Below are 23,377 nucleotides of genomic sequence, written 5' to 3'. Positions count from 1 at the left end.
GCAGTCCGGAGGCAATCACCCCGCAACGGTTCCCGCCCATCGTGAGGAGGAAGCCGAGCGACGGGGAGCGATCATGGAGTTGTCGGGCGGGCACTGGCCGGTCGTCGTCGTGGGCGGCGGGCAGGCGGGGCTGTCGATGAGCCGGTGCCTGGGGCGGCGCGGGATCGACCACCTCGTCCTCGAGCGTGCCGAGGTCGCGCACTCCTGGAAGACCTACCGGTGGGACACGTTCTGCCTGGTCACGCCGAACTGGCAGTGCCAGCTGCCGGACTTCCCGTACGCCGGCGACGACCCGCACGGGTTCATGGTGCGCGACGAGATCGTCGAGTACCTCGAGGCCTACCGGGCGTTCGTCGACCCGCCGATCGTCGAGGGCGTCGAGGTCACCCGGGTCTCGCGGGACGACCGCGGGACCTACCGGCTGGCGACGAGCCGGGGCGACATCTCCGCCGACCAGGTCGTGGTCGCCACCGGCGGGTACCACACGCCGATCACCCCGCCCCTGTCCCAGCCGCTGCCCGACGAGATCACGCAGGTCCAGTCGCAGGACTACCGCTGCGGTGCGCAGCTACCGCCCGGCGAGGTCCTGGTGGTGGGCAGCGGCCAGTCCGGCGCACAGATCGCCGAGGACCTGCACCTGGACGGCCGGAAGGTCCACCTCGTGGTCGGCGACGCCCCGCGCGTGGCCCGCTTCTACCGCGGCCGTGACGTCACCGACTGGCTCGCCGAGATGGGCTACTACGACATGCCCGTCACCGAGCACCCGAACCGCGAGGGCGTGCGCGCGCAGGCCAACCACTACGTCACCGGGCGCGACGGCGGCCGCGACATCGACCTGCGCGCCCACGCGAAGGCCGGCATGTCGCTCTACGGCCTGCTCACCGACCACCGCGACGGCGTGCTGCACTTCAAGCCCGACCTCACCGAGCGGCTCGACCACGCCGACGAGGTGTCCGAGTCGATCAAGGACACGATCGACGGCTACATCGCGAAGCAGAAGATCGACGCCCCCGTCGAGGAGCGTTACACGCCGGTGTGGCAGCCCGACGGCGAGACCCTCGAGCTCCGCCTCGCCGACACCGGCATCACCTCGGTGGTGTGGTGCATCGGCTTCCGGCAGGACTTCCGGTGGGTCGACGTCCCGGTGTTCACCGGCCGCGGCGCCCCCGCCCACACGCGCGGGGTGACCAGCGCGCCGGGGCTCTACTTCCTCGGTCTGCCCTGGCTCTGGACGTGGGGGTCGGGGCGCTTCTCCGGCGTGGGGCGCGACGCCGAGTACCTCGCCGAGCGCATCCGCTCCCAGCGCGGTCTCACCGGGACGGGCCCGCGCGGGGACGTCTGCAACGTCCTCGCGCTGGGCTCCTGACCCGGGCGACTACGACGCCGGGTGCCCCGGCGTGCTCGGCGCGACCTGCGGCGTCGCCGGGGCGCCGGAACCCGTCGGGTTCACCGCGCCCCAGTTCCGCGGCAAACCCTTCGCCTGACGGCGCTCCTGGGCCTCGCGCATCTTCTTGGCCGGCAGCGACAGTCGCCAGATCGACCGCGTGGCCTGCCAGAACTGCCGCGGGAACGAGCCCGTCGTGTAGGGCAGGTCGTACTTCTCGCACAGCGCGAGGACCCGCTCCTGGATCTCCGGGTACCGGTTGCACGGCAGGTCCGGGTACAGGTGGTGCTCGATCTGGTAGCCGAGGCTCCCGGACATGATGTGCATGAGCCGGTTGCCGGTGAAGTTCGCCGACCCCAGCAGCTGGCGCAGGTACCACTCGCCCTGCGTCTCGTTCTCCAGCTCCTCCTCGGTGAACACCTCGGCGCCGTCCGGGAAGTGCCCGCAGAAGATGATCGCGTAGGACCAGATGTTGCGGATGAGGTTGGCCGTGAGGTTGGCGGTCGCCGTCGTCCGGAAGTTCCTGCCCGCGAGCGCCGGGAACAGGACGTAGTCCTTGCCGATCTGGCGGGCCTGCTTGCGCACGACGCCCTCGAGCTTGCGGCGGAACTCCTCGGGGTCCTCGATCTGCAGCTTCACGAGGCCGTCGATGTCGAGGTCGTGCAGGGACACGCCGTACTCGAACGCCAGCATGAGCAGCGTGTTCACCACGGGCTGGGTGAGGTAGTACGGGTGCCACGGCTGGTCGGAGCGGACGCGGAGGATCTCGTACCCGACGTCCTTGTCCTTGCCGATCACGTTCGTGTACGTGTGGTGCAGGTAGTTGTGGGAGTGCTTCCACTGATCGGCCGGGCAGACGTTGTCCCACTCCCAGGTCGCGGAGTGGATCTCCGGGTCGTTCATCCAGTCGAACTGGCCGTGCATGACGTTGTGGCCGATCTCCATGTTCTCGAGGATCTTGGCCACGGACAGCGTCAGCGCGCCGGCCCACCACAGCTCGCGGCGGTGGCTGCCGAACAGCATCGCGCGCCCCGCGACGTTCAGCCGGCGCTGGATGGTGATCAACCGGCGGATATAGGCGGCGTCGGAGTCGCCGCGCTTCTCCTCGAAGTCGGCGCGGATCTGGTCGAACTCGCGGCCGATGGCTTCCACGTCCGCCTCGGTGAGGTGGGCGAACTCCTTGACGTCGGCGATGGCCACGGCGGTCTTCCTCCCGAGGGGGGTTGTCCTACACGTCGAGCACGACGTCGCCCGCGGCGGCGCCGATACAGGTCTGGATCTTCACCGCGTCCCAGTCGGCGCCACCGGTGCCGTCGGCACGGTGCTCGGTGCCGTCGCGCAGGTCGCGCACGACGCCCTGGCGCAGCGGGACGACGCAGGTGTGGCAGATGCCCATCCGGCAGCCGAACGGGAGCTGGAGGCCGGCCTGCTCGCCCGCCTCCAGCAGCGTCGTGGCGCCGTCGATCACCACCTCCTTGTCGGACTGCCTGAAGGTGACGGTGCCGCCCTCGGCCTCGCCGCCGGCCAGGTCGACCGAGAAGCGCTCGAGGTGCAGCTGCTCGGAGAGCCCGGCGTCGGCCCACACGCGCTCGGCGTCGTCGAGCAGGGCGTTCGGCCCGCACACCCACGCCTGGCGCTCGCGCCAGTCGGGGCAGAGCTCGGTGAGGTTGTCGAGGTCGAGGTGACCGTCGGCGCGGGTGTACTGCTTGTGCAGCCGCAGGTTGTCGTGCTGCGCGGCGAGGCGGTCGAGCTCCTCGCCGAAGATCAGGCTCTGCTCGTCGGGCGCCGAGTGCGCGACGAGGACGTCGGGCATGGTGCCGCGCCGGTCGAGCGTGCGGAGCATCGCGATGATCGGCGTGATGCCGCTGCCGCCGGTGAGGAACAGGACCTTCTTCGGCGGCGGGTCGGGCAGCACGAACTCGCCGCGGGGCGGGGCCAGGCGGACGATCGTGCCGGGCTCGAGCCCGTCGACCAGGTGCTTCGACAGGAAGCCCTCGGGCATGGCCTTGACGGTGACCGAGAGGTGACCCTGGTCGCGGCGCGGCGGGGAGGTCAGGGAGTAGGAACGCCAGTGGAAGCGCCCGTCGACCTGCACCGCGATGCCCACGTACTGGCCGGCCTGGTGGTCGAACGACCAGCCCCAGCCGGGCTTGATGACGAGGGTGACCGCGTCGTCGGTCTCGGGCGCGACCTTCACGACCTTGCCGCGCAGTTCCCGCGCCGACCACAGTGGGTTGATCAAGGAGAGGTAGTCGTCGGGGAGCAGCGGGGTGGTGAACCGCCCCGTCAGCGTGCGCAGGCGGCGGATGCCGCGCGGCAGTCGTCCGGTGCTGTCGCCGTCGCTCACGTCGCTCACCTCCACCACACTACACGGAACCATCGGTACCAGGAACTGACGGTAACGGCTACCGTGCCGCGGGGACGTGATACCCGTGAGCCGCGCCACGAAACAACCCCGCGGCTGCGGCAGACTCGAGCGGGTGAGCGAGACGGCGGTTCCCGACACCGACCTGGCCCGGGCGCGCGACGGGGACGACGCCGCCTTCGGTCGCCTGGTCGCCCCGCTGCGCCGCGAGCTGCACGCGCACTGCTACCGCATGCTCGGCTCGTCGCACGACGCCGACGACGCGCTGCAGGACACGCTGGTGCGCGCGTGGCGCAAGCTCGGGAGCTTCGAGGGCCGCAGCTCGCTGCGCACCTGGCTCCACACCGTCGCCACCCGCGTGTGCCTCGACCTCGTCGACGCGCGCGGCCGGCGGGCCCTCCCGATGGACCTCGCGGCGGCGAGCGAGCGCATCGTCACCGAGGACGTGCCGCTCACCGAGGTCGCGTGGCTCGGCCCCTACCCCGACGAGCCGGGCGCACGGGCCGAGGAGCGCGAGGCCGTCGAGCTCGCGTTCGTCGCCGCGCTCCAGCACCTGCCGGGCAACCAGCGCGCGGCGCTCGTGCTGTTCGAGGTGCTCGGCTTCTCGGCCGCCGAGATCGCGGCCATGATGGACACCTCCACCGCGTCGGTGAACTCGGCGCTGCAGCGGGCCCGCAAGCTGGTCGGCGAGAAGGTGCCGGACATCGGCCAGCAGCGCACCCTGCGCGAGCTCGACGACGCCCGCCTGCGCGCGATCGTCACCGGCTACTCCACGGCGCTCGAGCAGGGCGACGCCGACGCGCTGGTCGCACTGCTCACCGAGGACGTCACCTGGTCCATGCCGCCGCTGGGGCGCTGGTACGCGGGCGTCGAGGACGTCGAGGCGTTCGTGCGCGCGGTCCCGGCCGGCGGCAACTGCGGCTCGTGGCGCCACGTCGAGGTCGTCGCCAACGGGCAGGTCGCGGTGGCGTCGTACCTGCGCCCGCCCGAGGAGCCCGCCGACGCCCCGCACCGGCCGTGGTCGATCGACGTGCTGACGCTGCGTGGCGACCGCATCGCCGCGGTCACCTCGTTCATCGGTGCGGAGCACCACGCGGCCTTCGGGCTTCCCGAGCTCCTGCCCTGACCGGCGCACCGGCCACGGCCGGACGACGCCTTGGTCCGTGGTGGGCGCGGGTGTGACGCTGGGCACACCTGCCGCCGACACCCGGGGGAGCGTCCGATGAGCCCGTCGACCACCGACCCGACCTTCTACCGATCCCCCGCCGCGGCCGCCGCCGCGCCGCCGGAGCAGCTCGCGTACGTCGCGGCCTTCGACCGGTCCGGGGAGCTCCCCGACGCGATGGCGGTCGTCGACGTCGACTCGCGCTCCGAGCACTACGGCCGTGTCGTCGGGTGGACCGACCTGCCCGCCGGGGCCGAGCTGCACCACTTCGGCTGGAACGCCTGCAGCAGCGCCCTGCAGCACGAGGGTCACGACATGGACGGGCTCTCGCGCCGCTACCTGCTGGTGCCGGGGCTGCGGTCGTCGGACGTGCACGTCCTCGACACCGGGCCCGACCCTCGGGCACCACAGATCGTGCGGACGATCGACGCCACCGAGCTGTCGGCGAAGGCCGGCTACTCCCGCCCGCACACGCTGCACTGCGGACCCGACGGCATCTTCCTGACCTGCGTCGGCGGCCCGCTGGACGACCCCGACGGCCCCGGCGGGATCGCACTGCTCGACCACACGACCTTCGACGTCGTCGGCCCCTGGGAGACCGACCGCGGGCCCCAGCGGCTGCACTACGACGCCTGGTGGCACCTCAACCAGAACGTGCTCGTCTCCAGCGAGTGGGGTACGCCGTCGATGATCGAGGACGGGCTCGTCCCCGAGCACCTCCTCGGCGGGGACTACGGCCACCACCTGCACTTCTGGGACCTCGCGAAGGGCGTGCACCGGCAGAGGGTCGACCTCGGCAGGGAGCACCAGATGGTGCTCGAGATCCGTCCCTCCCACGACCCGGAGGCCACCTGGGGCTACGTCGGGGTCGTCATCTCGACCGCCGACCTGTCCGCGTCGGTGTGGCGGTGGCACCGCGCCGACCCGGGCGGGCCGTGGGAGGTCGACGAGGTCATCACCATCCCGGCCGAGCCCGCCGACCCGTCGCTGCTCCCGCCCGCGTTGAAGCCGTTCGGCGCGGTCCCGCCGCTGGTCACGGACATCGACCTGTCCGTCGACGACCACTTCCTCTACGTCTCCTGCTGGGGCACCGGCGAGCTCAAGCAGTACGACGTCAGCGACCCGGCGCGCCCGCGCGAGGTCGGCTCGGTGCGCCTCGGCGGCATCGTCGCCCGCCGGCCGCACCCCGGGCGGCCCGACGAGCCGCTGTCCGGGGGCCCGCAGATGGTCGAGGTGAGCCGCGACGGACGCCGCGTCTACGTGACGAACTCGCTGTACGGGTCCTGGGACGACCAGTTCTACCCCGACGGCGTCGGCGCCTGGATGGCGAAGCTGGACGTGTGGCCCGACGGCGGGTTCACCCCTGATCCGCGGTTCTTCCCGCACGGCGAGGAGTTCCGGGGCCGGCGCGTGCACCAGGTGCGCCTCCAGGGCGGGGACGCGTCGTCGGACTCGTACTGCTACCGGTCCTGACCTACCGGTCGCCCACGCCGCCCCTGGTCCGGGTCACCCATGACCCCGACGATCGGGCGCGGTTCAGCGCAAGCCGGCCGTGACCCCGCCGTCGATGGAGATGTTCTGGCCGGGGAGGAACGGCGCGAACCCCACGCCCGCGGCGGTGCCGTCCTGCACGTCGCAGCCGGCGACGCGCGCGCCGGGTGGAGGCGTCGGAGCAGGGGCGCGGGCGGCGTCGGCCGGACGTGCGCTCATGCGTCCCAGAGTGTGCATACCTTGACGAGCCATCGATCCGATCTCGCCGCCGCGGTCGGTCCGCGACAGTGGTTGACATCACCCGTAACTGTATCCACTCTGAGGGGGTGATCGAGCTGGTCGACATCGCCTACGTCCGCTCCGGTGCGGCCGATCTGGCCGGCGCCGTGCGGTTCGCGACCGACGTGGTCGGGCTGGAGCACGTCGACGGCGGTGAGCCGGGGGTCGCTCACCTGCGGGCCGACGGCCGCCACCACTGCCTGGCGTTCGTCGAGGGGGTGGGCGGAGTCATCGCCTCGGCCTTCGCGGTGGCCGATCCCGGCTCGCTCGCCCTGGCGGAGACCGAGCTCGAGACGCGCGGTTTCACCGTCCGCCGGGGCGACGCCGACGAGGCCCGCTCGCGGCGGGTGAGCGAGTTCGTCGCGTTCGACGACCCCTTCGGCAACCGGATCGAGCTGGTCGTCGGCCAGCAGACGCTGGCGCGCCCGGTGCGGTTCGGGCGGGCCTCGGGCATCACCGAGTTCGGCCACCTCTGCCTCGACGCCCCCGACGTCGTCGAGGCCCACCGGTTCTGGTCGACCACGTTCAACGCCCGCGCCTCGGACTGGATCGGCGACGCGGCGTGCCTCATGCGCATCGACGAGGTCCACCACAAGCTCGCGGTGTTCAAGGGCGACCGGCCGGGCCTGTGCCACGTCAACTTCCAGGTGGCCGAGCTCGACGACGTCTTCCGCAACTGGCATCACCTGCAGGACCACGACGTCGTCATCGAGATGGGCCCGGGTCGCCACCCGCAGTCGGGCGCGGTCTTCCTGTACTTCCTCGGGCCCGAGGGCCTGACCTACGAGTACTCGTACGGCGTCCGCCGCATCACCGACGAGGCGGCCTGGCGGCCCCGGTTCTTCGACCCGGCCGAGCCCGGCTCGATCGACATGTGGCTCGGACCCACCCGCAAGCCGCTGACACAACCTCAGGGCCCGCAACCTCACCTGGTCCCGGAAGGGATCCGTCCATGATCTTCGTGACGCACGCGCTACCCGTGAACGAGCCCGGCGAGCCGCTGATCACCCGCGACGCCCTGTGGGACGGGCTGGTCCGCAAGGCGGAGAACGCGCTGCCGTTCGTTCCCGCGATCACCGACTGCACGGTCACCGCCCGTTACAGCGACGCCGTCTTCGACCGCGACATCGTGCTCCAGGCCGAGGCGTTCTCCGAACGGATCACGCTCGAGCACCCGCACCGGGTGGTGTTCACCCGCCTCGCCGGTCCGGTGCTCGGGACGATCGCCAACGAGATCGAGGGCGACACCCCCGACCAGCTCACGCTGCGGTTCAGCTTCGCGCTGGTCGTGGCGGGCGAAGCGGGCGGCTCGGCGGGCGAGCAGGCCCATGCCGACCAGATGACCGGCATGTACCGCGCCGCCGTCGCGGCCACGCTCGACGCCGTTCGCAAGATCGCGGCCGGCGCATCCGTCTGATCCCCCGAGGAGCAGCCATGTCCGACTGGGTCACCGACTACTACGCCGACGTCGACGCGCTGCGTCTCGAGCCGTTCGTCGCGCGCCACGCCGACGACGCCGTGGTGATCTTCGGCAACCAGCCCCCGACGGTCGGCGTCGCCGCCATCCACGACGCCTTCGAGGGCTTCTGGGCGATGATCGGCGGGATGCGCCACGAGGTGCACAACCGCTGGGACGAGAACGACGGCGCGACCGCGGTCCTCGAGGTCACCACGCACTACACGACCAAGGGCGGCGCCCACGTCCCGTTGCCCTGCGTGTCGATCCTCGACCGGAACGCCGAGGGCAAGGTGACCTCGTTGCGCATCCACATCGACCTGGCGCCCCTCTTCGCGGCGATGGCGCAGGAGGCCCAACCCGTGTCGTGACGGACACCGACCTCCCTTCTCAGGTCGCGCTCGCGGCGCGGGTCCTGGGCCGCCACGGCCTGGTCACCGCGTTCGGGCACGTCTCCGCGCGGACCGGCGACCGGGTGCTCGTCACCCCGCCGACGGCGCCGGGCCTCGTCGCCGCCGACGACCTCGTGACCGTGGACGTCGCCGCCGACGAGCTGCCCGCCGGCGCCGCCCCGGAGACCTGGGCGCATCTCGCCGTGTACCGCGCCCGCCCCGACGTCGCCGCGGTCGCGCGGGCCCAGCCCGAGTCGGCGTTCGCCGCGGCGGCCGTCACCCGGGAGCTGGCGCCGCTGCACGGCCAGGCCGCCTGGCTGGGGCGCCGGGTGCCCGTGCACGAGCACGCCCGGTTGCTGCGCGACCCCGAGCGCGCCGCGGCCGCCGCGCGCACCCTCGCCGACGCCGACGCCGTGCTGCTGCGCGGGAACGGGGCGCTGACGGTCGGGGACACGCCCGGGATCGCGGTGGCCCGCATGTGGCTGCTCGACGCGGCGTGCCGGGTGCACCTGGCCGCGGCGGGTCACCGGTCCCGGGCGCTCGACGACGAGGACGTCGACGCCTGGCGCGCCGCCGGCCCGCCGCTGCTCGAGCGCCTCTGGCGGCACCTCGCCGGTGTGCCGTGACCCGGTTCGTTCCGCCGTCCGCCCCAGCCTCTGCATACACTCGTCCGGTGTCGATCGGCGAGCTCATCGGTGGGCGGGACGGGCTGCGCATCCCCGACCCGCGCCAGACGAGCGTCAGCGTCCACACCTACCTGCGCGACCTGATCATCAGCGGCGACCTGCCGCCCGGCACCCAGCTCAAGCAGGCCGAGCTCGCGCGTGTCCTCGCGGTGTCGCGGACACCGCTGCGCGAGGCCTTCCGGATGCTGCAGGAGGAGGGGCTCATCTCCGCCGAGCCCAACCAGCGCAGCCGGGTCGTGGGACTGGACGCCGAGGAGCTCGACTCGCTCTACGCCGCCCGCGTCACGCTCGAGTCCCTCGGGGCTCGGCTGACCGCCGGGAAGTTGACCCGCGAGGAGCTGCGCAGCGCGACCGCGGCGTTCCGCGAGATGGAGCGCACCTACAAGGCCGGCGACATGGCCAGCTGGACCGTGGCCCACCGCAACTTCCACCGCCTGCTCGTCGGGCGCTGCGGCGCCACCGTGCTGCGCACCATCAACTCCTACGCCGAGCAGAGCGAGCGCTACGTGCGCATGGACCAGAACCAGCACGGCAACGACTTCTCGTCACGCCAGGCGGAACACCAGGCCATCCTCGACGCGGTGCGCGCGGGGGACGGGGTTGCCGCCGTCGCGGCGATGGCGAACCACCTCGCGGGCACGGCCCGGCGCGTGGTGAACGGCTTGACGAAGGCGGCACCGGGCCACGGGACCCCGTGCGTGGACGCGGCGCTTGCCCTCGTGCTCAGGGGGGTCAGTGATCCCCCCGAGCCGCACCTTGGAGCGGTCAGTGGTCCCCCCGCGACGGCGCCGGTCGGCAACGCGACGGAGGAGCGCTGACGAGCCGGACCTTGGAGCGGTCAGTGGTCCCCCCGCGACGGCGCCGGTCGGCAACGCGACGGAGGAGCGCTGACGAGCCGGACCTTGGAGCGGTCAGTGGTCCAGAGAAGGCGGGTCGATCGGGCCCCACTGGTTGACCGTCGCCAGGTCGACCTCCCACGTCCGCGGGTACATGGGGAACTCCTCGTGCCAGGGACGCGGCTCCCAGTAGCCCTTCGCCTCGTCGTGCACCACGTCGATCTGGGTGAACAGCTCGACGACGTTGCCGTCGGGGTCGCGGTGGTAGGTGAACAGGTTGTGGCCCGGCCCGTGCCGCCCGGGACCCCAGTGCAGCCGGTGGTTGTTCTGGGCCAGGTGGTCGAGCATCGAGATCAGGTGGTTCGGGTCGCGCATCTCGTAGGCGACGTGGTGCATGCCCGCGTACTTCTGGCTGGCCATGAAGTTGGCCGCGTGGTGGTCGGCGTTGCAGCGCATGAACACGAAGAAGTCGCCGACGGTGTCCGACCACCGGAAACCGAGAAGGTCCTGGTAGAAGGCCTGCATCGGGGCCAGCTCGGGGGTGTAGGCCGCGACGTGGCCGAGCTTGGTCGGGCGCAGCGGGGTGAAGCCTTCGACGCCGCTGGGGTCCTGCGCGGTGGTCAGGTGCAGGGCGACGCCGGTGAGCGGCTCGTCGAGGACGAGCACGTCGGGCGTGCCCGGCCCGATGTCGCTGCGGCGCTCGGTGACGTACCCGGCGTCCTTGAGCCGGGTCTCTGCGCTGTCGAGGTCCTCCCAGAGCTCGTACCCGACGACCTGACGGGCGCGCGCCGCGCCCCTCGTGACGACCACGCAGTGGTGGTCGACGCCCGTGGTGAGGAACGCGCCGTTCTCGTCGCCCTCGACGAGCACGAAGTCCAGGACCTTCGTGTAGTACTCGACGAGCCGCTCGACGTCGGGGGTCTCGAAGCCGACGTAGCCGAGCTTCGAGACGTTCACCGTGCCCATGACCGGTCCTCTCGTGTCGTGACGGTGTTGCGCAGCGCGCCGACGCCGTCGATCTCGGCGACGGTCTCGTCGCCCGGGGCCAGGAAGTCGCCGCGCGGGAAGCCGACGCCGGCGGGCGTCCCGGTGGCGATGACGTCGCCCGGCTCGAGGGTCACCGCGCGGCTCGCGGCGGCGATCAGCCGGTCGGTCGGAGTGACCATGTCGGTGGTGCTCGAGTCCTGCTTCACCACGCCGTTGACCGACAGGCGCAGGGCGAGGTCCTGCGGGTCGCCGATCATCCACGACGGCACGATCCCCGGCCCCAGCGGACAGAAGGTGTCGCCGGCCTTGGCCAGGATCCAGTCGTGCCCGAACGGTGGTGCCACCGCGTCGGCGCGTTCGAGCAGGTCCCGCGAGGTGATGTCGTTGACGACGGTCCAGCCGGCGACGACGTCGAGGGCGCCCTCGACGGGGACGTCGACGCAGCGGCGACCGATGACGGCGGCGAGCTCCACCTCCCAGTCGATCTTCCGCCCGGCGCGGTCGGGCAGCACGATCGCCTCGTCCGGCCCGACGACCGAGGTGGTCGGCGGCTTGAAGAAGAAGTACGGCTCCACCTCGCCCACGGGGCGCTCGACGCCCATCTCGGCGAGGTGGGCGTAGTAGTTGGCGCCCGCGCACAGCACCTTGCGCGGGTAGAGCAGGGGGGCGGCCAGGACCGCGCCGGGCACGGGGTCGAGGCTCTCGGCGTCGAGACCGCGCAGCGTCGGCGCGAGCACGTCCCACTCCCCCAGCACCTCGAGCATCGTGCGCCCGGCGAGCTCGTCGGGCGCCCGGCGGATCACGCCGCCGGCGCGGACACCGACCTCGGCCTTCGACACGTCGCCCTGGTGGTGGGTGACGAGCATCCACGGCGGCTCGCGCACGCGTCCTCCCCTGCTGGCCAGCCGGATGTCAGCCGTGGTCGGCGGCCGCGGTCGTCAGCACGATCCGGCCCATGTTGTCGTCGGCCTCGAGGAAGCGGTGCGCGAGCGCCGCCGCCTCCAGCGGGAACGAGCGGTCGACCACCGGGCGGAAGCCTCGCCCGACCTCGGCCCACAGCTCCCGCGCGCTCGCGTCGTTGCCGGTGCGCACGCCGAGGATCCGCTGGTTGAGCGTGTAGAGCCGGGCGAGGTTCAGCGGCACGGCGCCCCCGAGGAAGGCCCCGGACGAGACCACAGCGCCCCGCGGGGCCAGGACGTCGGTGGCGCGGGCGAAGATCTCCGGCTCGCCGAGGTCGTCGACGGCGACGGCGACACCGGCGCCACCGGTCAGCGCGCGGACCTCGTCGACGAAGGACTCCGAGGTGGGGTCGAGCGCCGCCTCGAGGCCCAGCCCGAGCAGCCGCTCTCGCTTCCAGCCCGCGCGCGAGGTGCCGACGACCCGGGCGCCGAGGTGGCGGGCGAGCTCGGCGGTGGTCGACCCGAGCGCGGACGCCGCGCCCAGCACCAGGACCCAGTCACCCTCGCGCAGGCCGGCGCGGCGCAGCTGGTTCATCGCGACCGGACCGGCGAGCGCGACGCCCGCGGCGGTCGCCGGGTCGAGGTCGCCGGGGATGGTCCAGATCGCGGCCGCCGGGACCGCGGTGTACTCGGCGTAGGCGCCGTGGCCGTGCACCCCGGCGATGTGCAGGCGGGGGCAGGCCTCCTTGTCGCCCTCGGCACAGGCCGCACACGCGCCACAGCCGAGGACCGGCCAGACGGCGACGTGCTGGCCGACGGCGACGCCACTCACGTCGGCGCCGACGGCGACGACGGTGCCGGCGTGCTCCACCCCGAGGATGTGCGGCAGCTCGGGCTTCACGGGATGGCGCCCGGCGCGCAGGGACACGTCGAGGAAGCGTCCGACGCACACGGCCGCGACACGCACCAGGACCTCGCCGGGCCCCGGCTCCGGGGTGGGCACCGTGTCGAGCGCCAGCACGTCGGGCGGTCCGAAGCGGTCGAACACGACCGCCGACATCGTCGCGGGAACGGCGCTCGGGACGCCGGGCCAGACGGCGGGGACGGGACTCGCGGAGAGGGTCGGCATCGACGGCTCCTTGTCACGCGGCACGGAGCGCAGCGGAGCTGCCGCGGCGAGGGCCAAGCACTGCGCGGAGCCATAGTGCACACACTTTGTGGCGGGCGCAATGCGACGGACGTGAACGGCGCGGTGCCGTGGTACGGCCCGATCACCCCGGAACGGGCCTTCCCCACTGCTCGCGCATCCAGTCGGCGCTCTCCCGGCCCGCGCGGAACGGACGCCGTTCGTCCCCGCGTGGACGCCGGTGTCCCCGGCCGAGAACCAGTCGACGATGGGCCCCACCGAGTCGTCGGGGCGGGCGATGAACCCGTCGAGCGACATCGTCGCGATCAGCACGACGGCCATGACGACGTCCGTGTTCGTTGTCGGAACACGAAGGTATCGCTCGAGGACTCTTTATTCAACCAAGAAGTTGGGCAACCGGAGTTCCCGGTCACACGTCCTCGTTTGGTAGACCGGGACGCGGCACGGTGACGTGCCGAAGCTCGAGGGATGAGTGGGCGAGGGGTAGTGCCAGTGGAGTTCCGCCAGTCGAACAAGCTCCGCGACGTCTGTTACGAGATCCGCGGCCCCGTGGTGGAGCAGGCGAACCTGCTGGAGGAGGCGGGCCACAGCGTCCTGCGCCTCAACACGGGCAACCCGGCGCTCTTCGACTTCGAGGCGCCCGAGGAGATCGTCCAGGACATGATCCGGATGCTCCCTCACGCACACGGCTACACCGACTCGCGCGGTGTGCTGCCCGCGCGACGTGCGGTCGCCCAGCGCTACCAGGCGCGCGGGCTCGAGGTGGACGTCGACGACGTCTTCCTCGGCAACGGGGTTTCCGAGCTGATCTCGATGGCCGTGCAGGCGCTGGTCGAGGACGGCGACGAGGTGCTCGTGCCCGCGCCGGACTACCCGCTCTGGACCGCGGTCGCGACGCTGGCCGGCGGGAACGCCGTCCACTACCGCTGCGACGAGCAGGCCGACTGGGCGCCCGACCTCGACGACGTCGCCACGAAGATCACCGACCGCACCAAAGCGCTGGTGATCATCAACCCGAACAACCCGACGGGGGCGGTGTACTCGAAGGAGGTCCTCGACGGCCTGCTCGACCTCGCCCGCCGCCACGGGCTGATGGTGATGGCCGACGAGATCTACGACCAGGTGCTCTACGACGACGCCGTGCACCACGACGTCGCGTCCCTTGCGCCCGACCTCGTGGTGCTGACGTTCTCGGGGCTCTCGAAGACCCACCGGGTCGCCGGCTTCCGCTCCGGCTGGCTCGTCGTCACCGGCCCGCGTCAGCACGCGCGCGACTACCTCGAGGGCCTCGCGATGCTGGCGTCGATGCGCCTGTGCGCGAACACCCCGGCGCAGTACGCGATCCAGGCGGCGCTCGGCGGGCGCCAGACCATCGGTGAGCTCTGCGCGCCGGGCGGGCGGCTGCGCCAGCAGCGCGACCGCGCCTGGGAGAAGCTCAACGCGATCCCCGGTGTCTCGTGCGTGAAGCCCCGCGGCGCGCTCTACGCGTTCCCGCGCCTCGACCCGGACGTCTACCCGATCAAGGACGACGAGCAGTTCGTGCTCGATCTCCTGCGCGAGGAGAAGATCCAGGTCGTGCAGGGCACGGGCTTCAACTGGCCCGACACCGACCACTTCCGCATCCTGACCCTCCCCCACGCGGCGACCCTCGAGGACGCGATCACCCGCATCGGCACCTTCCTGGAGACCTACCGCCAGAACTGAGCGTCGTGCTCGGTACGACAACGCAACCCACCACGATCATGGTCGGGGCGCCGCGCCCGGCCCCGAGCCCTCATTACTGGCTGTGGCCCGCGGTGGACAGACGCCGGGCGACGCCCCCGTCCTCGACCCGCAGGACACGGTCGGCGACGCGCCCCACCTGCGCCTCGTCGTGGCCCGCCCCGACGACGGTCAGGCCGTCGCGGGCCAGCTCGAGCACCGAGGACGGCTCGTCGAGCAGCACCGCCTCCGGTTCGGTGATCAGCGTGCGCGCGAGGCACATCCGCTGCAGCTCGCCGCCGGGGAGCCTGCGGCGCGTGAACGCCGACGGGCTCGTGGCCGTGGCGCAGGAGCCGCGGGCGATCCAGGACACGCTGCCGGACCGTTCCTGACCATCCAGGAGCCCGTCGAGGACGAGACGTTCCGCCCGTCCGTGCGCGGGCGGCGACAGCGGATCGCCGGCGGCCGGGGTCGACGTCCCGGCCGGCGAGGTGCTGCGTTCCGGGGAGCGCCCGACGATCACGCCGCCCGCGGTCGTCGAGCCGTGCCGTCGACCGGGCGCACCTCGACCTCCCGGCCCCGAGCCGCGGTGATTCGTTGCTGCATCACAGATGCATCAGTGGCTCGACGGTAGGTTGGCCGCTCGTGACCGCCCGCTTCGACGATCTGCGCACCCGGAGCGGGCTGGCGTTCCCGACGCCGGACGAAGTGCTGGTCGCCGACAACCACGACGAGGTCCGCGGCGTGCTCGCGGCCCTGGACGCGGCGACCGCCGCAGGCCGCTGGGCGTTCGGGTTCGTGGCCTACGAGGCGGGCGCCGGCCTCGATCCCGCCCTGCCGCGCGTGGACCCACCGGCCGGGGTGCCGCTCGCGTGGTTCGGGGTCTGCGGTCCGCCGACGCCCGTTCCGGCCGTGACCGCGCCCCAGGTCTGGCCGACGTCCGGACCCTGGCGGCCCGACGCGGACGCCGGCCGGCATCGGGACGCCGTCGCCGCCGTGCGGGCGCGCATCGCCGCCGGCCAGACCTACCAGGCGAACCTCACGACCACGCTGCGCGGACCGGCGCCCGCCGACCCGCACGCGGTGTACGCCGCGATGGCCACCGAGCAGGGCGGTGCCTTCAATGCCCTGCTCGACCTCGGCGACCTGGTGATCGCGAGCGCGAGCCCCGAGCTGTTCGTCGAGCGCGAGGGTGACGCGCTGCGGATGCGGCCGATGAAGGGGACGGCCGCGCGCGGGCCCACCTCCGCGGAAGACCTCACCGTCCGCAACCGTCTGCGCGCCGACCCCAAGGAGCGCGCCGAGAACGTGATGATCGTCGACCTGGTGCGCAACGACCTCGGCCGGGTCGCCGCCACGGGGTCGGTGCAGGTCACCGACCTCTGCACCCCCGAGCGCTACGGCACCGTGTGGCAGCTGACCTCCGGGGTCACCGCCCGCGCCGCTCCCGGGGTCGGCTGGACGGAGACGTTCGCCGCGCTCTTTCCGTGCGGCTCGGTCACGGGCGCGCCGAAGCACCGCTCCATGGAGATCCTCACCGAGCTGGAGGCCGGCCCGCGCGGCGTGTACTGCGGCGCGATCGGCTGGGTGGGGCCGACGGCGGGGCGGTTCTCCGTGGCGATCCGCACCCTCGTCGTCGACCGGCGCACGGACGCGGCGACGTACGGCACCGGCAGCGGCATCACCTGGGGCTCCGATCCGGCCGCCGAGCACGCCGAGCTGACGGCCAAGGCGCGCGTGCTGGGACGACGCAGCCGGCCCGCCGGCCTGCTCGAGACGTTCGCGTACGCCGACGGCCGGTGCCGCCACCTCGACCGGCACCTCGCGCGGTTGCGCGACTCCGCGGGGTACTTCGACGTGCCGTTCGACGCCGACACGATCGACCGGGCTCTCGGCGAGGCGCTGGACGGCAGCCACGACGCCCGCGTCCGCCTGCGCCTCGCCGCCGACGGCACCGTCGACATCACCCTCGCGCCGCTGCCCCCGGACCTCCCCGGGCCGGTGCGCCTCGCCGTCGACGACGTGCCGATCGACCCCGCCGACGCGGCCCGCCACCACAAGGTCGTCCACCGCGAGCCTCACGACGACGCCCGCGCGCGCCACCCCGACGCCGACGACGTGGTGCTGGTCAACACGTGCGGCGAGGTCGTCGAGACGACGGTCGCGTCCCTCGCCGTGCTCCTCGACGGGACCTGGTGCACGCCGCCGCTGACCGCCGGCGCGCTCCCCGGTGTCGAGCGCGCGGTCCGGGTCGAGCGGGGCGAGCTGACCGAGCGCACGCTGCGTCCGGACGATCTCGAGCGCGCGGACGGGATCGCCGTCCTGAGCTCCCTGCGCGGGTGGCGGGCCGCCGTGCTTGACCATGCCGCGACGGCACGGTGTCCACTCGGGGCATGACGAGCCCCGTCTCCCCCACCCCCGCTCGCACGGCTGCCGACTACGCCCGCGCCGAGCAGATGCTCGCGCCGTACCGCGCCCGCCGGGTGCCCACGGTGACGCCGCAGTGGATCGGCGACGGCGAGCGCTTCCACTACGTGTCCGCGGGCCGGTTCATGCTGGTCGACCCGGGCAAGGGCGAGCGGACCGAGCTGGTCGACCACGAGCGGCTCGCCGCCGCGCTGTCGGTGGCGACGGGTACGGCGGTGGAGGCCGGCGCGCTCCCTCTCGTCGCGCTGGAGGTCGACGACGACGCGATCCGGTTCACCGCCCTCGGGCAGCGCTACCGGTGGGCCGACGGGGCGCTGACCGGCATCGAGGAGATCCCGCCGCGGCCGAACGAGACCGCCTCGCCCGACGGGCGCTGGATCGCCTTCGGCCGAGACGGGAACATCTGGGTGCGCTCCCGCGACGGCAGCGAGGAGTTCGCGCTCACCGACGACGCCGAGCCCGGCCTCGCCTACGGCGCCGCGAACGCCCCGATGAGCCTGACCGTGCTGCTGCGCTCGTTCGGCACGACCCCGTTCGTCTACCTGACCTGGTCGCCGGACTCGACACGGCTGCTGGTCCACCGGCTCGACGAGCGCGCACTCGACGAGCAGGTGCTCGTCGAGTCGGTACCGCCCGGCGGCGGGCGCCCGGTCGCACACCGGCTGCCCTACCCGATGCCCGACGACGAGGCGCACCCGACGCTGACGTGGCACGTCCTCGACGTGGCCGCCCGCACGCAGGTCGACGGCCAGGACCCACCCGAGCCCGCGGTGCACGGCACCGCGTTCGTCTACGCGTGGTGGTCGGCCGACGGTGACGCCGTCCACTACCTGCGGCAGGCGCGCGACGCGCGGACCCTGCACCTGCGCCGCCTCGACCCGGCGACCGGGGCGACGACGACGCTGATCACCGAGACCGGTGCGACCCGCGTCGACGCCACCCCGCAGCTCGGCGAGCCGACGATGACCCACGTGCTCGGCACCGGGGAGATCCTCTGGTGGTCACAGCGCGACGGCTGGGGTCACCTGTGGCTGTACCCCTCCGGCGACGGGGAGGCCGAGCAGGTCACGTCGGGCCAGTGGCCGGTCCGTGCGGTGCTCCGGGTCGACGAGGGGCGCCGGCTGGTGTGGTTCCTCGCGGGCGGGCAGCGCCCTGGCGACAATGGGGACCCGTACGTCCGCCAGATCGCGCGGATCGGTCTCGACGGCACCGGCTTCACGCTGCTCACCGACGACGACCTCGACCACGACACCGTCGCCCCGCCCGGCGGCGGCTACGTGGTCGACCGGGCCTCGTCCCCCGCCGTGCCGCCGCAGGCCCGGGTGCTCGACGAGGACGGCGAGGTGCTGGTCGAGCTCGAGGCGCCCGGCACCGAGACCTTGCGCGCCGAGGGCTGGACCCCGCCCGAGCGGTTCCGCGCCACGGCCGCCGACGGCCGCACCCCGATCTTCGGCCTGCTCTGGCGCCCGCACGGGCTCGACCCGCGGGGCCGCTACCCGGTGATCGACCACGTCTACCCCGGCCCACAGAACCACCGCGCGCTCCCCGCCTTCGACTCGCCGCACCAGGGCGAGCCGGAAGCGCTCGCGGCGCTCGGGTTCGCGGTCGTCGCGATCGACGGGCGGGGCACGGCCGGGCGCAGCAAGGCCTTCCACGACCACTCCTACGGCGACCTGGGCAACGCCGGCGCGCTCGACGACCACGTGGCCGCGATCCGCGAGCTGGGGCGGCGCCACCCGTGGCTCGACACGGACCGCGTCGGCATCACCGGCCACTCGGCGGGCGGGTTCGCCGCGGCGCGCGGCATGCTCGCCCACGCCGAGCTCTACCGGGTCGGCGTCGCGGTGGCCGGCAACCACGACGACACCTACGGCCTGCAGATGTGGGCCGAGCACTACCACGGCCCGGATGCCGAGTCCGACCGCAGCGCCCTGTCGACCCCCGCCCTGGCGGCGAACCTGGCGGGCAAGCTCCTGCTGATCCACGGCGAGCTCGACGAGACGGTGCTCGTGACGCAGACCCACCGCCTCGTCGACGCGCTGATCACCGCGGACAAGGACGTGGACGTGCTCATCGTCCCGGGCGGCGACCACTCGATCTTCCATCGTCGCCACTACGTGTTCCGCCGGACCTGGGACTACTTCGTCCGCCACCTCCACGGCCAGGAGCCGCCGGCGTACCGCCTGGCGCCGCTGCCGCTGGGCTGAGCCGGGGCGAGAACGCCGAGGGCGAGCGTGCTCGCGACCAGGGCGGCCGCCGGCGCCACGACCAGCCAGGGCGCGACGAAGACGTAGGTCCGTCCCTCGGCGAGCATCGTGCCCCACTCCGGCGTCGGCGGCTGGATCCCGAGCCCCAGGAACGACAGCCCGGCCAGGGTGAGCACGATGCCGGCGAACCGCGCCGCCACCGACGCGAGCAGGGGCGACGCGACCGCGGGCAGCACGTGGTGGCGCAGCACCCGCCCCGGTCCGGCGCCGAGCGCGGTGGCCGCCAGCACCCAGTCCTCCCCGCGCACCGCGACCGTCAGGTGGTGGACCTGCCGCGCGAACGGCGCCCAGCCGGTCACCACGATCGCGAGCAGGGCCGGGGCGAGCCCCGACCCGAGCACCGCGGCGACCACGAGCCCGACGAGCAGGGCCGGCAGCGCCCCGAGGACGTCGACCAGCGCCTGCGTCCCGCGCGCCACCGGGTGCCGTGGCCACCAGCCGCTCGCCAACCCGCTCGCCGTGCCGACGGCCGCGGCGATCGCGAGCGCGAGCAGGCCGAGCCCCAGCGAGTAGCGCACCCCGCCGAGGACGCGGGCGAGCACGTCGCGCCCGAGCTGGTCGGTGCCCAGGAGGTGGGCCGACGAGGGCGGCGCGAGGCGGTTCGCGAAGTCCACGGCCTCCGCGGGCCACTCGACCACCGCGACGACGGCCAGGATCACCGCGAGCCCGGCCAGGAGCAGGCGCCTCACGAGCGGAGCCTCGGGTCGGCGGCGAGCTGCGCGAGCTCCGTGACCAGCGCCGCGAGCAGCGCGACCGCGACGACGAGCACGAGCCCGGCCTGGATCACCGGCAGGTCGCGGTCCCCGACGGCCTCCGCCAGCAGCCGGCCCAGGCCGGGCACGGCGAACACCACCTCGACGACCACGGCGCCCCCGAGCGTCCCGCCGAGGAACGGGCCCGCGCCCGCGACGACCGACGTCAGGGCGCGCGGCACCACGTGCACCAGCAGGGTCCGGCGCGGCGACAGGCCTTTCGCGCGGGCGGTCCGGACCGAGGGGTGCCCGAGCACCTCGGCGGTCTCGGCCCGTACCAGCCGCGCCGCCAGGGCGCCCGGCCAGACGGCGAGGGTGAGCACGGGCAGGACCGCCTCGTCCGGGCTGCCCCACCCCAGCGCCGGGAGCGCGCCGGCCCCGACGGCGACGACCAGGACCAGCACCGGGCCCAGCACGAACTCCGGGACGGCCAGGGCCACCGCGCCGCCCCACCGGGTGGCGCGGTCCGCGGCGCCGTCCGGGCGTCCCGCGGCGAGCGCCCCCAGCGGGACGCCGAGCGCGAGCGCGATCGCGAGCGCCGGCGCGGCCAGCACCAGCGAGGTCCCGGCGGCCTCGAGGACCTCCGGTCCGACCGGGGAGCGGGTGGTGAACGACGTCCCGAGATCGCCGCGCAGCGCCCCGCCCAGCCAGTCGAGGTACTGCGTCACCACCGGCCTATCGAGTCCGAGCTCGCGGGTCAGCCGCTCCTCGGTCGCCGGGTCCGGGGTCGACGAGGCACTGCGGGCGCGCACGACCGACCGGGTCACCTCGCCACCGAGCAGCCGCGGCAGCACGAACGCCGCCACCGACGTGAGGAGCAGGACCGGCGGGATCCAGAGAAGCCGTCGGAGGGCGACCGCGAGCACTCGTCAGTCGGCGGGCGCCAACGTCGGCAGCACCGGGCGCAGGTCGAGCGGGTCCGGGGTGAAGCCGGTGACGCCCCGCTCGGCCGCGGTGTTCTGCGGGTGCACGAGCGGCACGTTGACGGCGTTCGCGGTCAGGGTCGCCGCGGCGGTCCGGAAGACGTCCGCCCGCCGGGCCGGGTCCTCGAGCGCGCCGAGGCTCGCGACCGTCGCGTCGAACGCGGGGTCGCAGTAGCGATCGATGTTGTACGACCCGTCGCAGGTGTAGTCCGAGTCCAGGACGCCCGCGGGGTCGGGGAAGTCGGAGAGGTAGCTGCGGGAGTTGACGAACATGTCGAAGCGGCCGGCGAGCAGCTCGGGCTCCTGCGCGGCGTAGTCGCCGACGGTGATGTCGACCGCGATCCCGGCCGGTTGGAGCTGGGCCGCGATCGCCGAGGCGAGCACCGGCAGCTCGGGGCGGTTGGGGAAGGTCCACAGCCGCACGCGCAGCGGGTTCTGCGGGCCGTACCCGGCCTCGGCGAGCAGCGCCCGCGCCGCCGGGACGTCACCCGCCGGCGGAGGCGTCGTCGCGCCGTAGGGGACGGCGGGCCCGAAGAGGTCGGACGCCGGGGCCGCGGAACCGCCGAGGACCTGGTCGGCGAGCACGTTCCGGTCGAGCGCCGCGGTGACCGCCCGGCGGACCCGGACGTCGTCGAACGGAGCGGCCGAGCCGTTCAGCTGGAGGAGCACGGTGCGCGCCGACGGGTACTCGGCGAACCGCACCTCGGGGTCGGCCTGCAGGCTCGCCCGCGAGGTCTCGGGCAGGCCCTCGGCGAAGCCGACGTCGCCGGAGCGCAGGGCGAGCTCGCGGGTCTGTGGCTCGGTGACGTAGTCGACGGTGACCTGCGGCGACGCCGCCTTCGGACCCCAGTAGGCGTCGTGGCGCAGCAGCGTGGCGCCCTGCGTCCCGCGGATCTCGGTCATCCGCAGCGGCCCGGTGCCGGTGTTCTGCGGCGAGGGCTGGCCGTCGGGCGAGGAGGCGGCGGCGTAGGCCGCGGGCGAGAGCACCGAGGTCGTGCCGGAGCTCAGGCGCAGCGGCAGGACGGGATCAGGGGCATCGGTGCTCACCCGGACCGCGGCGGGCCCGTCGGCCTCGACGCGCATCCCGAGATCCGCGATCGACCGCGGCGGGGTGGGGCGGGAGAGCACGAAGGTCAGGGCGGTGACGACGGCGGCGGCGTCGAGGCGCGCGCCGTCGTGGAAGACCACGCCCTCGCGCAGCGCGAAGCGCCAGGTCCGCCCGTCGGCCTCGCGCGCCCAGGAGGTCGCGAGGCCGGGCACGGGGTTGCCCTGCGGGTCGAGTCCGACCAGCGGCTCGGCGACGCCGAGCTTGGTCAGCAGGGCGCCGTCGTCGGCGTCGAACGCGTAGGCCGCCCGCGGCGGGAACTGCAGCGCCACCCGAACCCCCTGCTCGGCGGGCGCCGACGTGGAGCAGCCGGCCAGGAGGGCGAGGGCGGCGATCGCGACGAGGGAGCGCAGCGTTCGAGACACGCCGTTCATCATCTCAGCAGTCAATGAGGTATTTGGTCCGACAACGTACGTTCCGGGTCACACCGGACATCGCCAGACTTTCTATGTTGCATATCAACTGCAACAGCGTCAGGCTGGTGCGATGCCGGAGTACACGCTCCCCGACCTGCCCTACGACTACGGCGCCCTCGAGCCGCACATCTCGGGCAGGATCATGGAGCTCCATCACGACAAGCACCACAACACCTACGTCACCGGGCTGAACACGGCGATCGACGCCCTCGCGGAGGCCCGCGAGAAGGACACGATCGGCACCACGGCCCTGCTGTGGGAGAAGAACCTCGCCTTCAACTACGGCGGGCACATCAACCACTCGGTGTTCTGGAACAACCTCAGCCCGGACGGCGGCGACGAGCCGACCGGCGAGCTCGCCTCGGCCGTCGACCGCGACTTCGGGTCGTTCGAGGCGTTCCAGAAGCACTTCACCTCGGTGGCCACGACCATCCAGGGCTCGGGCTGGTCGATCCTCGGCTTCGACACGCTGGCCCAGAAGCTGCGCATCTTCCAGCTCTACGACCAGCAGGCGAACGTGCCGCTCGGCATCGTCCCGGTGGTCATGCTCGACATGTGGGAGCACGCCTTCTACCTCGACTACCTCAACGTGAAGCCGGACTACGTCAAGGCCTGGTGGAACGTCGTGAACTGGGCCGACGCGGCCGAGCGCTTCGAGCACGCGAAGGGCACGACGCTGGTCTGAGCCCTCAGGACTCG

22 protein-coding genes are annotated in these 23,377 nt (G+C 73.3%); 12 read left to right on the top strand and 10 right to left on the bottom strand.

Annotated elements, in window-relative coordinates; genetic code table 11:
- The first annotated feature begins 73 nt into the window (after positions 1-73).
- A complete protein-coding gene (locus AC2A1K_RS20480; RefSeq protein WP_483898162.1) occupies positions 74-1,366 on the top strand; it encodes an MSMEG_0569 family flavin-dependent oxidoreductase in 1,293 nt (430 codons plus the stop codon).
- A 9-nt stretch (positions 1,367-1,375) separates the two neighbouring features.
- Here AC2A1K_RS20480 and AC2A1K_RS20475 read toward each other — a convergent pair whose 3' ends face one another.
- Positions 1,376-2,584 carry a fatty acid desaturase family protein gene (locus AC2A1K_RS20475; RefSeq protein WP_483898161.1) on the bottom strand — a complete coding sequence of 403 codons (1,209 nt, stop codon included), beginning with the start codon at positions 2,582-2,584 and terminating at the stop codon, positions 1,376-1,378.
- Between the two features lie 28 nt (positions 2,585-2,612).
- Positions 2,613-3,740 carry a ferredoxin reductase gene (locus AC2A1K_RS20470; protein WP_483898160.1) on the bottom strand — a complete coding sequence of 376 codons (1,128 nt, stop codon included), beginning with the start codon at positions 3,738-3,740 and terminating at the stop codon, positions 2,613-2,615.
- A 124-nt stretch (positions 3,741-3,864) separates the two neighbouring features.
- On the opposite strand from AC2A1K_RS20470, the gene AC2A1K_RS20465 reads away from it, so the two are divergent.
- Together AC2A1K_RS20465 and AC2A1K_RS20460 are read left to right on the top strand one after the other, a co-directional pair.
- Positions 3,865-4,875, top strand: a complete 1,011-nt coding sequence (locus AC2A1K_RS20465) for a sigma-70 family RNA polymerase sigma factor (protein WP_483898159.1) — start codon at positions 3,865-3,867, stop codon at positions 4,873-4,875.
- 96 nt (positions 4,876-4,971) lie between these two features.
- Positions 4,972-6,387, top strand: coding sequence for a selenium-binding protein SBP56-related protein (locus AC2A1K_RS20460; protein ID WP_483898158.1), 1,416 nt, complete (start codon positions 4,972-4,974; stop codon positions 6,385-6,387).
- Positions 6,388-6,450: 63 nt separating this feature from the next.
- Here AC2A1K_RS20460 and AC2A1K_RS20455 read toward each other — a convergent pair whose 3' ends face one another.
- A complete protein-coding gene (locus AC2A1K_RS20455) occupies positions 6,451-6,624 on the bottom strand; it encodes a hypothetical protein (protein WP_483898157.1) in 174 nt (57 codons plus the stop codon).
- A gap of 107 nt (positions 6,625-6,731) precedes the next feature.
- Here AC2A1K_RS20455 and AC2A1K_RS20450 point away from each other — a divergent pair, with 107 nt between their 5' ends.
- From AC2A1K_RS20450 to AC2A1K_RS20430, 5 genes are read left to right on the top strand one after another with little or no spacing between them, the layout of a single operon-like run.
- A complete protein-coding gene (locus AC2A1K_RS20450; RefSeq protein ID WP_483898156.1) occupies positions 6,732-7,640 on the top strand; it encodes a VOC family protein in 909 nt (302 codons plus the stop codon).
- Entirely contained in the window at positions 7,637-8,101 is a 465-nt protein-coding gene (locus AC2A1K_RS20445) for an SRPBCC family protein (protein WP_483898155.1), read from the top strand. The genes AC2A1K_RS20450 and AC2A1K_RS20445 overlap by 4 nt, the downstream gene beginning before the upstream one ends.
- A 17-nt stretch (positions 8,102-8,118) precedes the next feature.
- Positions 8,119-8,511 (top strand): nuclear transport factor 2 family protein, encoded by a 393-nt coding sequence (locus AC2A1K_RS20440; RefSeq protein WP_483898154.1) that lies wholly within the window; start codon positions 8,119-8,121, stop codon positions 8,509-8,511.
- Positions 8,508-9,158, top strand: coding sequence for a class II aldolase/adducin family protein (locus AC2A1K_RS20435; RefSeq protein ID WP_483898153.1), 651 nt, complete (start codon positions 8,508-8,510; stop codon positions 9,156-9,158). The genes AC2A1K_RS20440 and AC2A1K_RS20435 overlap by 4 nt, the downstream gene beginning before the upstream one ends.
- A gap of 47 nt (positions 9,159-9,205) precedes the next feature.
- Positions 9,206-10,036 (top strand): GntR family transcriptional regulator, encoded by an 831-nt coding sequence (locus tag AC2A1K_RS20430; RefSeq protein WP_483898152.1) that lies wholly within the window; start codon positions 9,206-9,208, stop codon positions 10,034-10,036.
- Positions 10,037-10,129: 93 nt separating this feature from the next.
- On the opposite strand, the gene AC2A1K_RS20425 is transcribed toward AC2A1K_RS20430, so the two are convergent.
- The 3 genes from AC2A1K_RS20425 to AC2A1K_RS20415 are packed head-to-tail and all read right to left on the bottom strand — an operon-like array spanning position 10,130 to position 13,069.
- Positions 10,130-11,020 carry a VOC family protein gene (locus AC2A1K_RS20425; protein ID WP_483898151.1) on the bottom strand — a complete coding sequence of 297 codons (891 nt, stop codon included), beginning with the start codon at positions 11,018-11,020 and terminating at the stop codon, positions 10,130-10,132.
- Positions 11,008-11,925: a fumarylacetoacetate hydrolase family protein gene (locus tag AC2A1K_RS20420; protein ID WP_483898150.1), complete on the bottom strand. Its 918-nt coding sequence runs from the start codon at positions 11,923-11,925 to the stop codon at positions 11,008-11,010. The genes AC2A1K_RS20425 and AC2A1K_RS20420 overlap by 13 nt, the downstream gene beginning before the upstream one ends.
- A gap of 28 nt (positions 11,926-11,953) precedes the next feature.
- Entirely contained in the window at positions 11,954-13,069 is a 1,116-nt protein-coding gene (locus tag AC2A1K_RS20415; protein ID WP_483898149.1) for an alcohol dehydrogenase catalytic domain-containing protein, read from the bottom strand.
- 504 nt (positions 13,070-13,573) lie between these two features.
- Here AC2A1K_RS20415 and AC2A1K_RS20410 point away from each other — a divergent pair.
- Positions 13,574-14,791: a pyridoxal phosphate-dependent aminotransferase gene (locus AC2A1K_RS20410; RefSeq protein WP_483898148.1), complete on the top strand. Its 1,218-nt coding sequence runs from the start codon at positions 13,574-13,576 to the stop codon at positions 14,789-14,791.
- Positions 14,792-14,864: 73 nt separating this feature from the next.
- Here AC2A1K_RS20410 and AC2A1K_RS20405 read toward each other — a convergent pair whose 3' ends face one another.
- The gene (locus tag AC2A1K_RS20405) at positions 14,865-15,311 is read right to left on the bottom strand and encodes an ATP-binding cassette domain-containing protein (RefSeq protein WP_483898147.1); all 447 of its coding nucleotides are present in this window, start codon (positions 15,309-15,311) and stop codon (positions 14,865-14,867) included.
- A 122-nt stretch (positions 15,312-15,433) separates the two neighbouring features.
- Between AC2A1K_RS20405 and AC2A1K_RS20400 the strand changes: the two genes are divergently transcribed.
- Positions 15,434-17,185 (top strand): chorismate-binding protein, encoded by a 1,752-nt coding sequence (locus AC2A1K_RS20400; protein ID WP_483898146.1) that lies wholly within the window; start codon positions 15,434-15,436, stop codon positions 17,183-17,185.
- Complete coding sequence (locus tag AC2A1K_RS20395; protein ID WP_483898145.1) at positions 17,182-19,422, top strand: S9 family peptidase; 2,241 nt, start codon at positions 17,182-17,184, stop codon at positions 19,420-19,422. Before AC2A1K_RS20400 ends, AC2A1K_RS20395 begins: the two co-directional genes overlap by 4 nt.
- Here AC2A1K_RS20395 and AC2A1K_RS20390 read toward each other — a convergent pair.
- The 3 genes from AC2A1K_RS20390 to AC2A1K_RS20380 are packed head-to-tail and all read right to left on the bottom strand — an operon-like array spanning position 19,353 to position 22,627.
- Positions 19,353-20,171, bottom strand: a complete 819-nt coding sequence (locus AC2A1K_RS20390) for an ABC transporter permease (RefSeq protein ID WP_483898144.1) — start codon at positions 20,169-20,171, stop codon at positions 19,353-19,355. The genes AC2A1K_RS20395 and AC2A1K_RS20390 overlap by 70 nt on opposite strands.
- The gene (locus AC2A1K_RS20385) at positions 20,168-21,100 is read right to left on the bottom strand and encodes an ABC transporter permease (RefSeq protein ID WP_483898143.1); all 933 of its coding nucleotides are present in this window, start codon (positions 21,098-21,100) and stop codon (positions 20,168-20,170) included. The genes AC2A1K_RS20390 and AC2A1K_RS20385 overlap by 4 nt, the downstream gene beginning before the upstream one ends.
- Positions 21,101-21,103: 3 nt before the next feature.
- Positions 21,104-22,627: an ABC transporter substrate-binding protein gene (locus AC2A1K_RS20380; RefSeq protein WP_483898142.1), complete on the bottom strand. Its 1,524-nt coding sequence runs from the start codon at positions 22,625-22,627 to the stop codon at positions 21,104-21,106.
- A gap of 121 nt (positions 22,628-22,748) precedes the next feature.
- Between AC2A1K_RS20380 and AC2A1K_RS20375 the strand changes: the two genes are divergently transcribed.
- On the top strand, positions 22,749-23,363 hold the full coding sequence (locus tag AC2A1K_RS20375; RefSeq protein WP_483898141.1) for a superoxide dismutase: 615 nt from the start codon (positions 22,749-22,751) through the stop codon (positions 23,361-23,363).
- The last annotated feature ends 14 nt before the right edge of the window (positions 23,364-23,377 follow it).

The organism is Actinomycetospora sp. 2LY8.5, from assembly GCF_057180585.1.
Note: the sequence above shows the minus strand (reverse complement) of the source record. Positions and strands in the feature narration are given on the sequence as shown.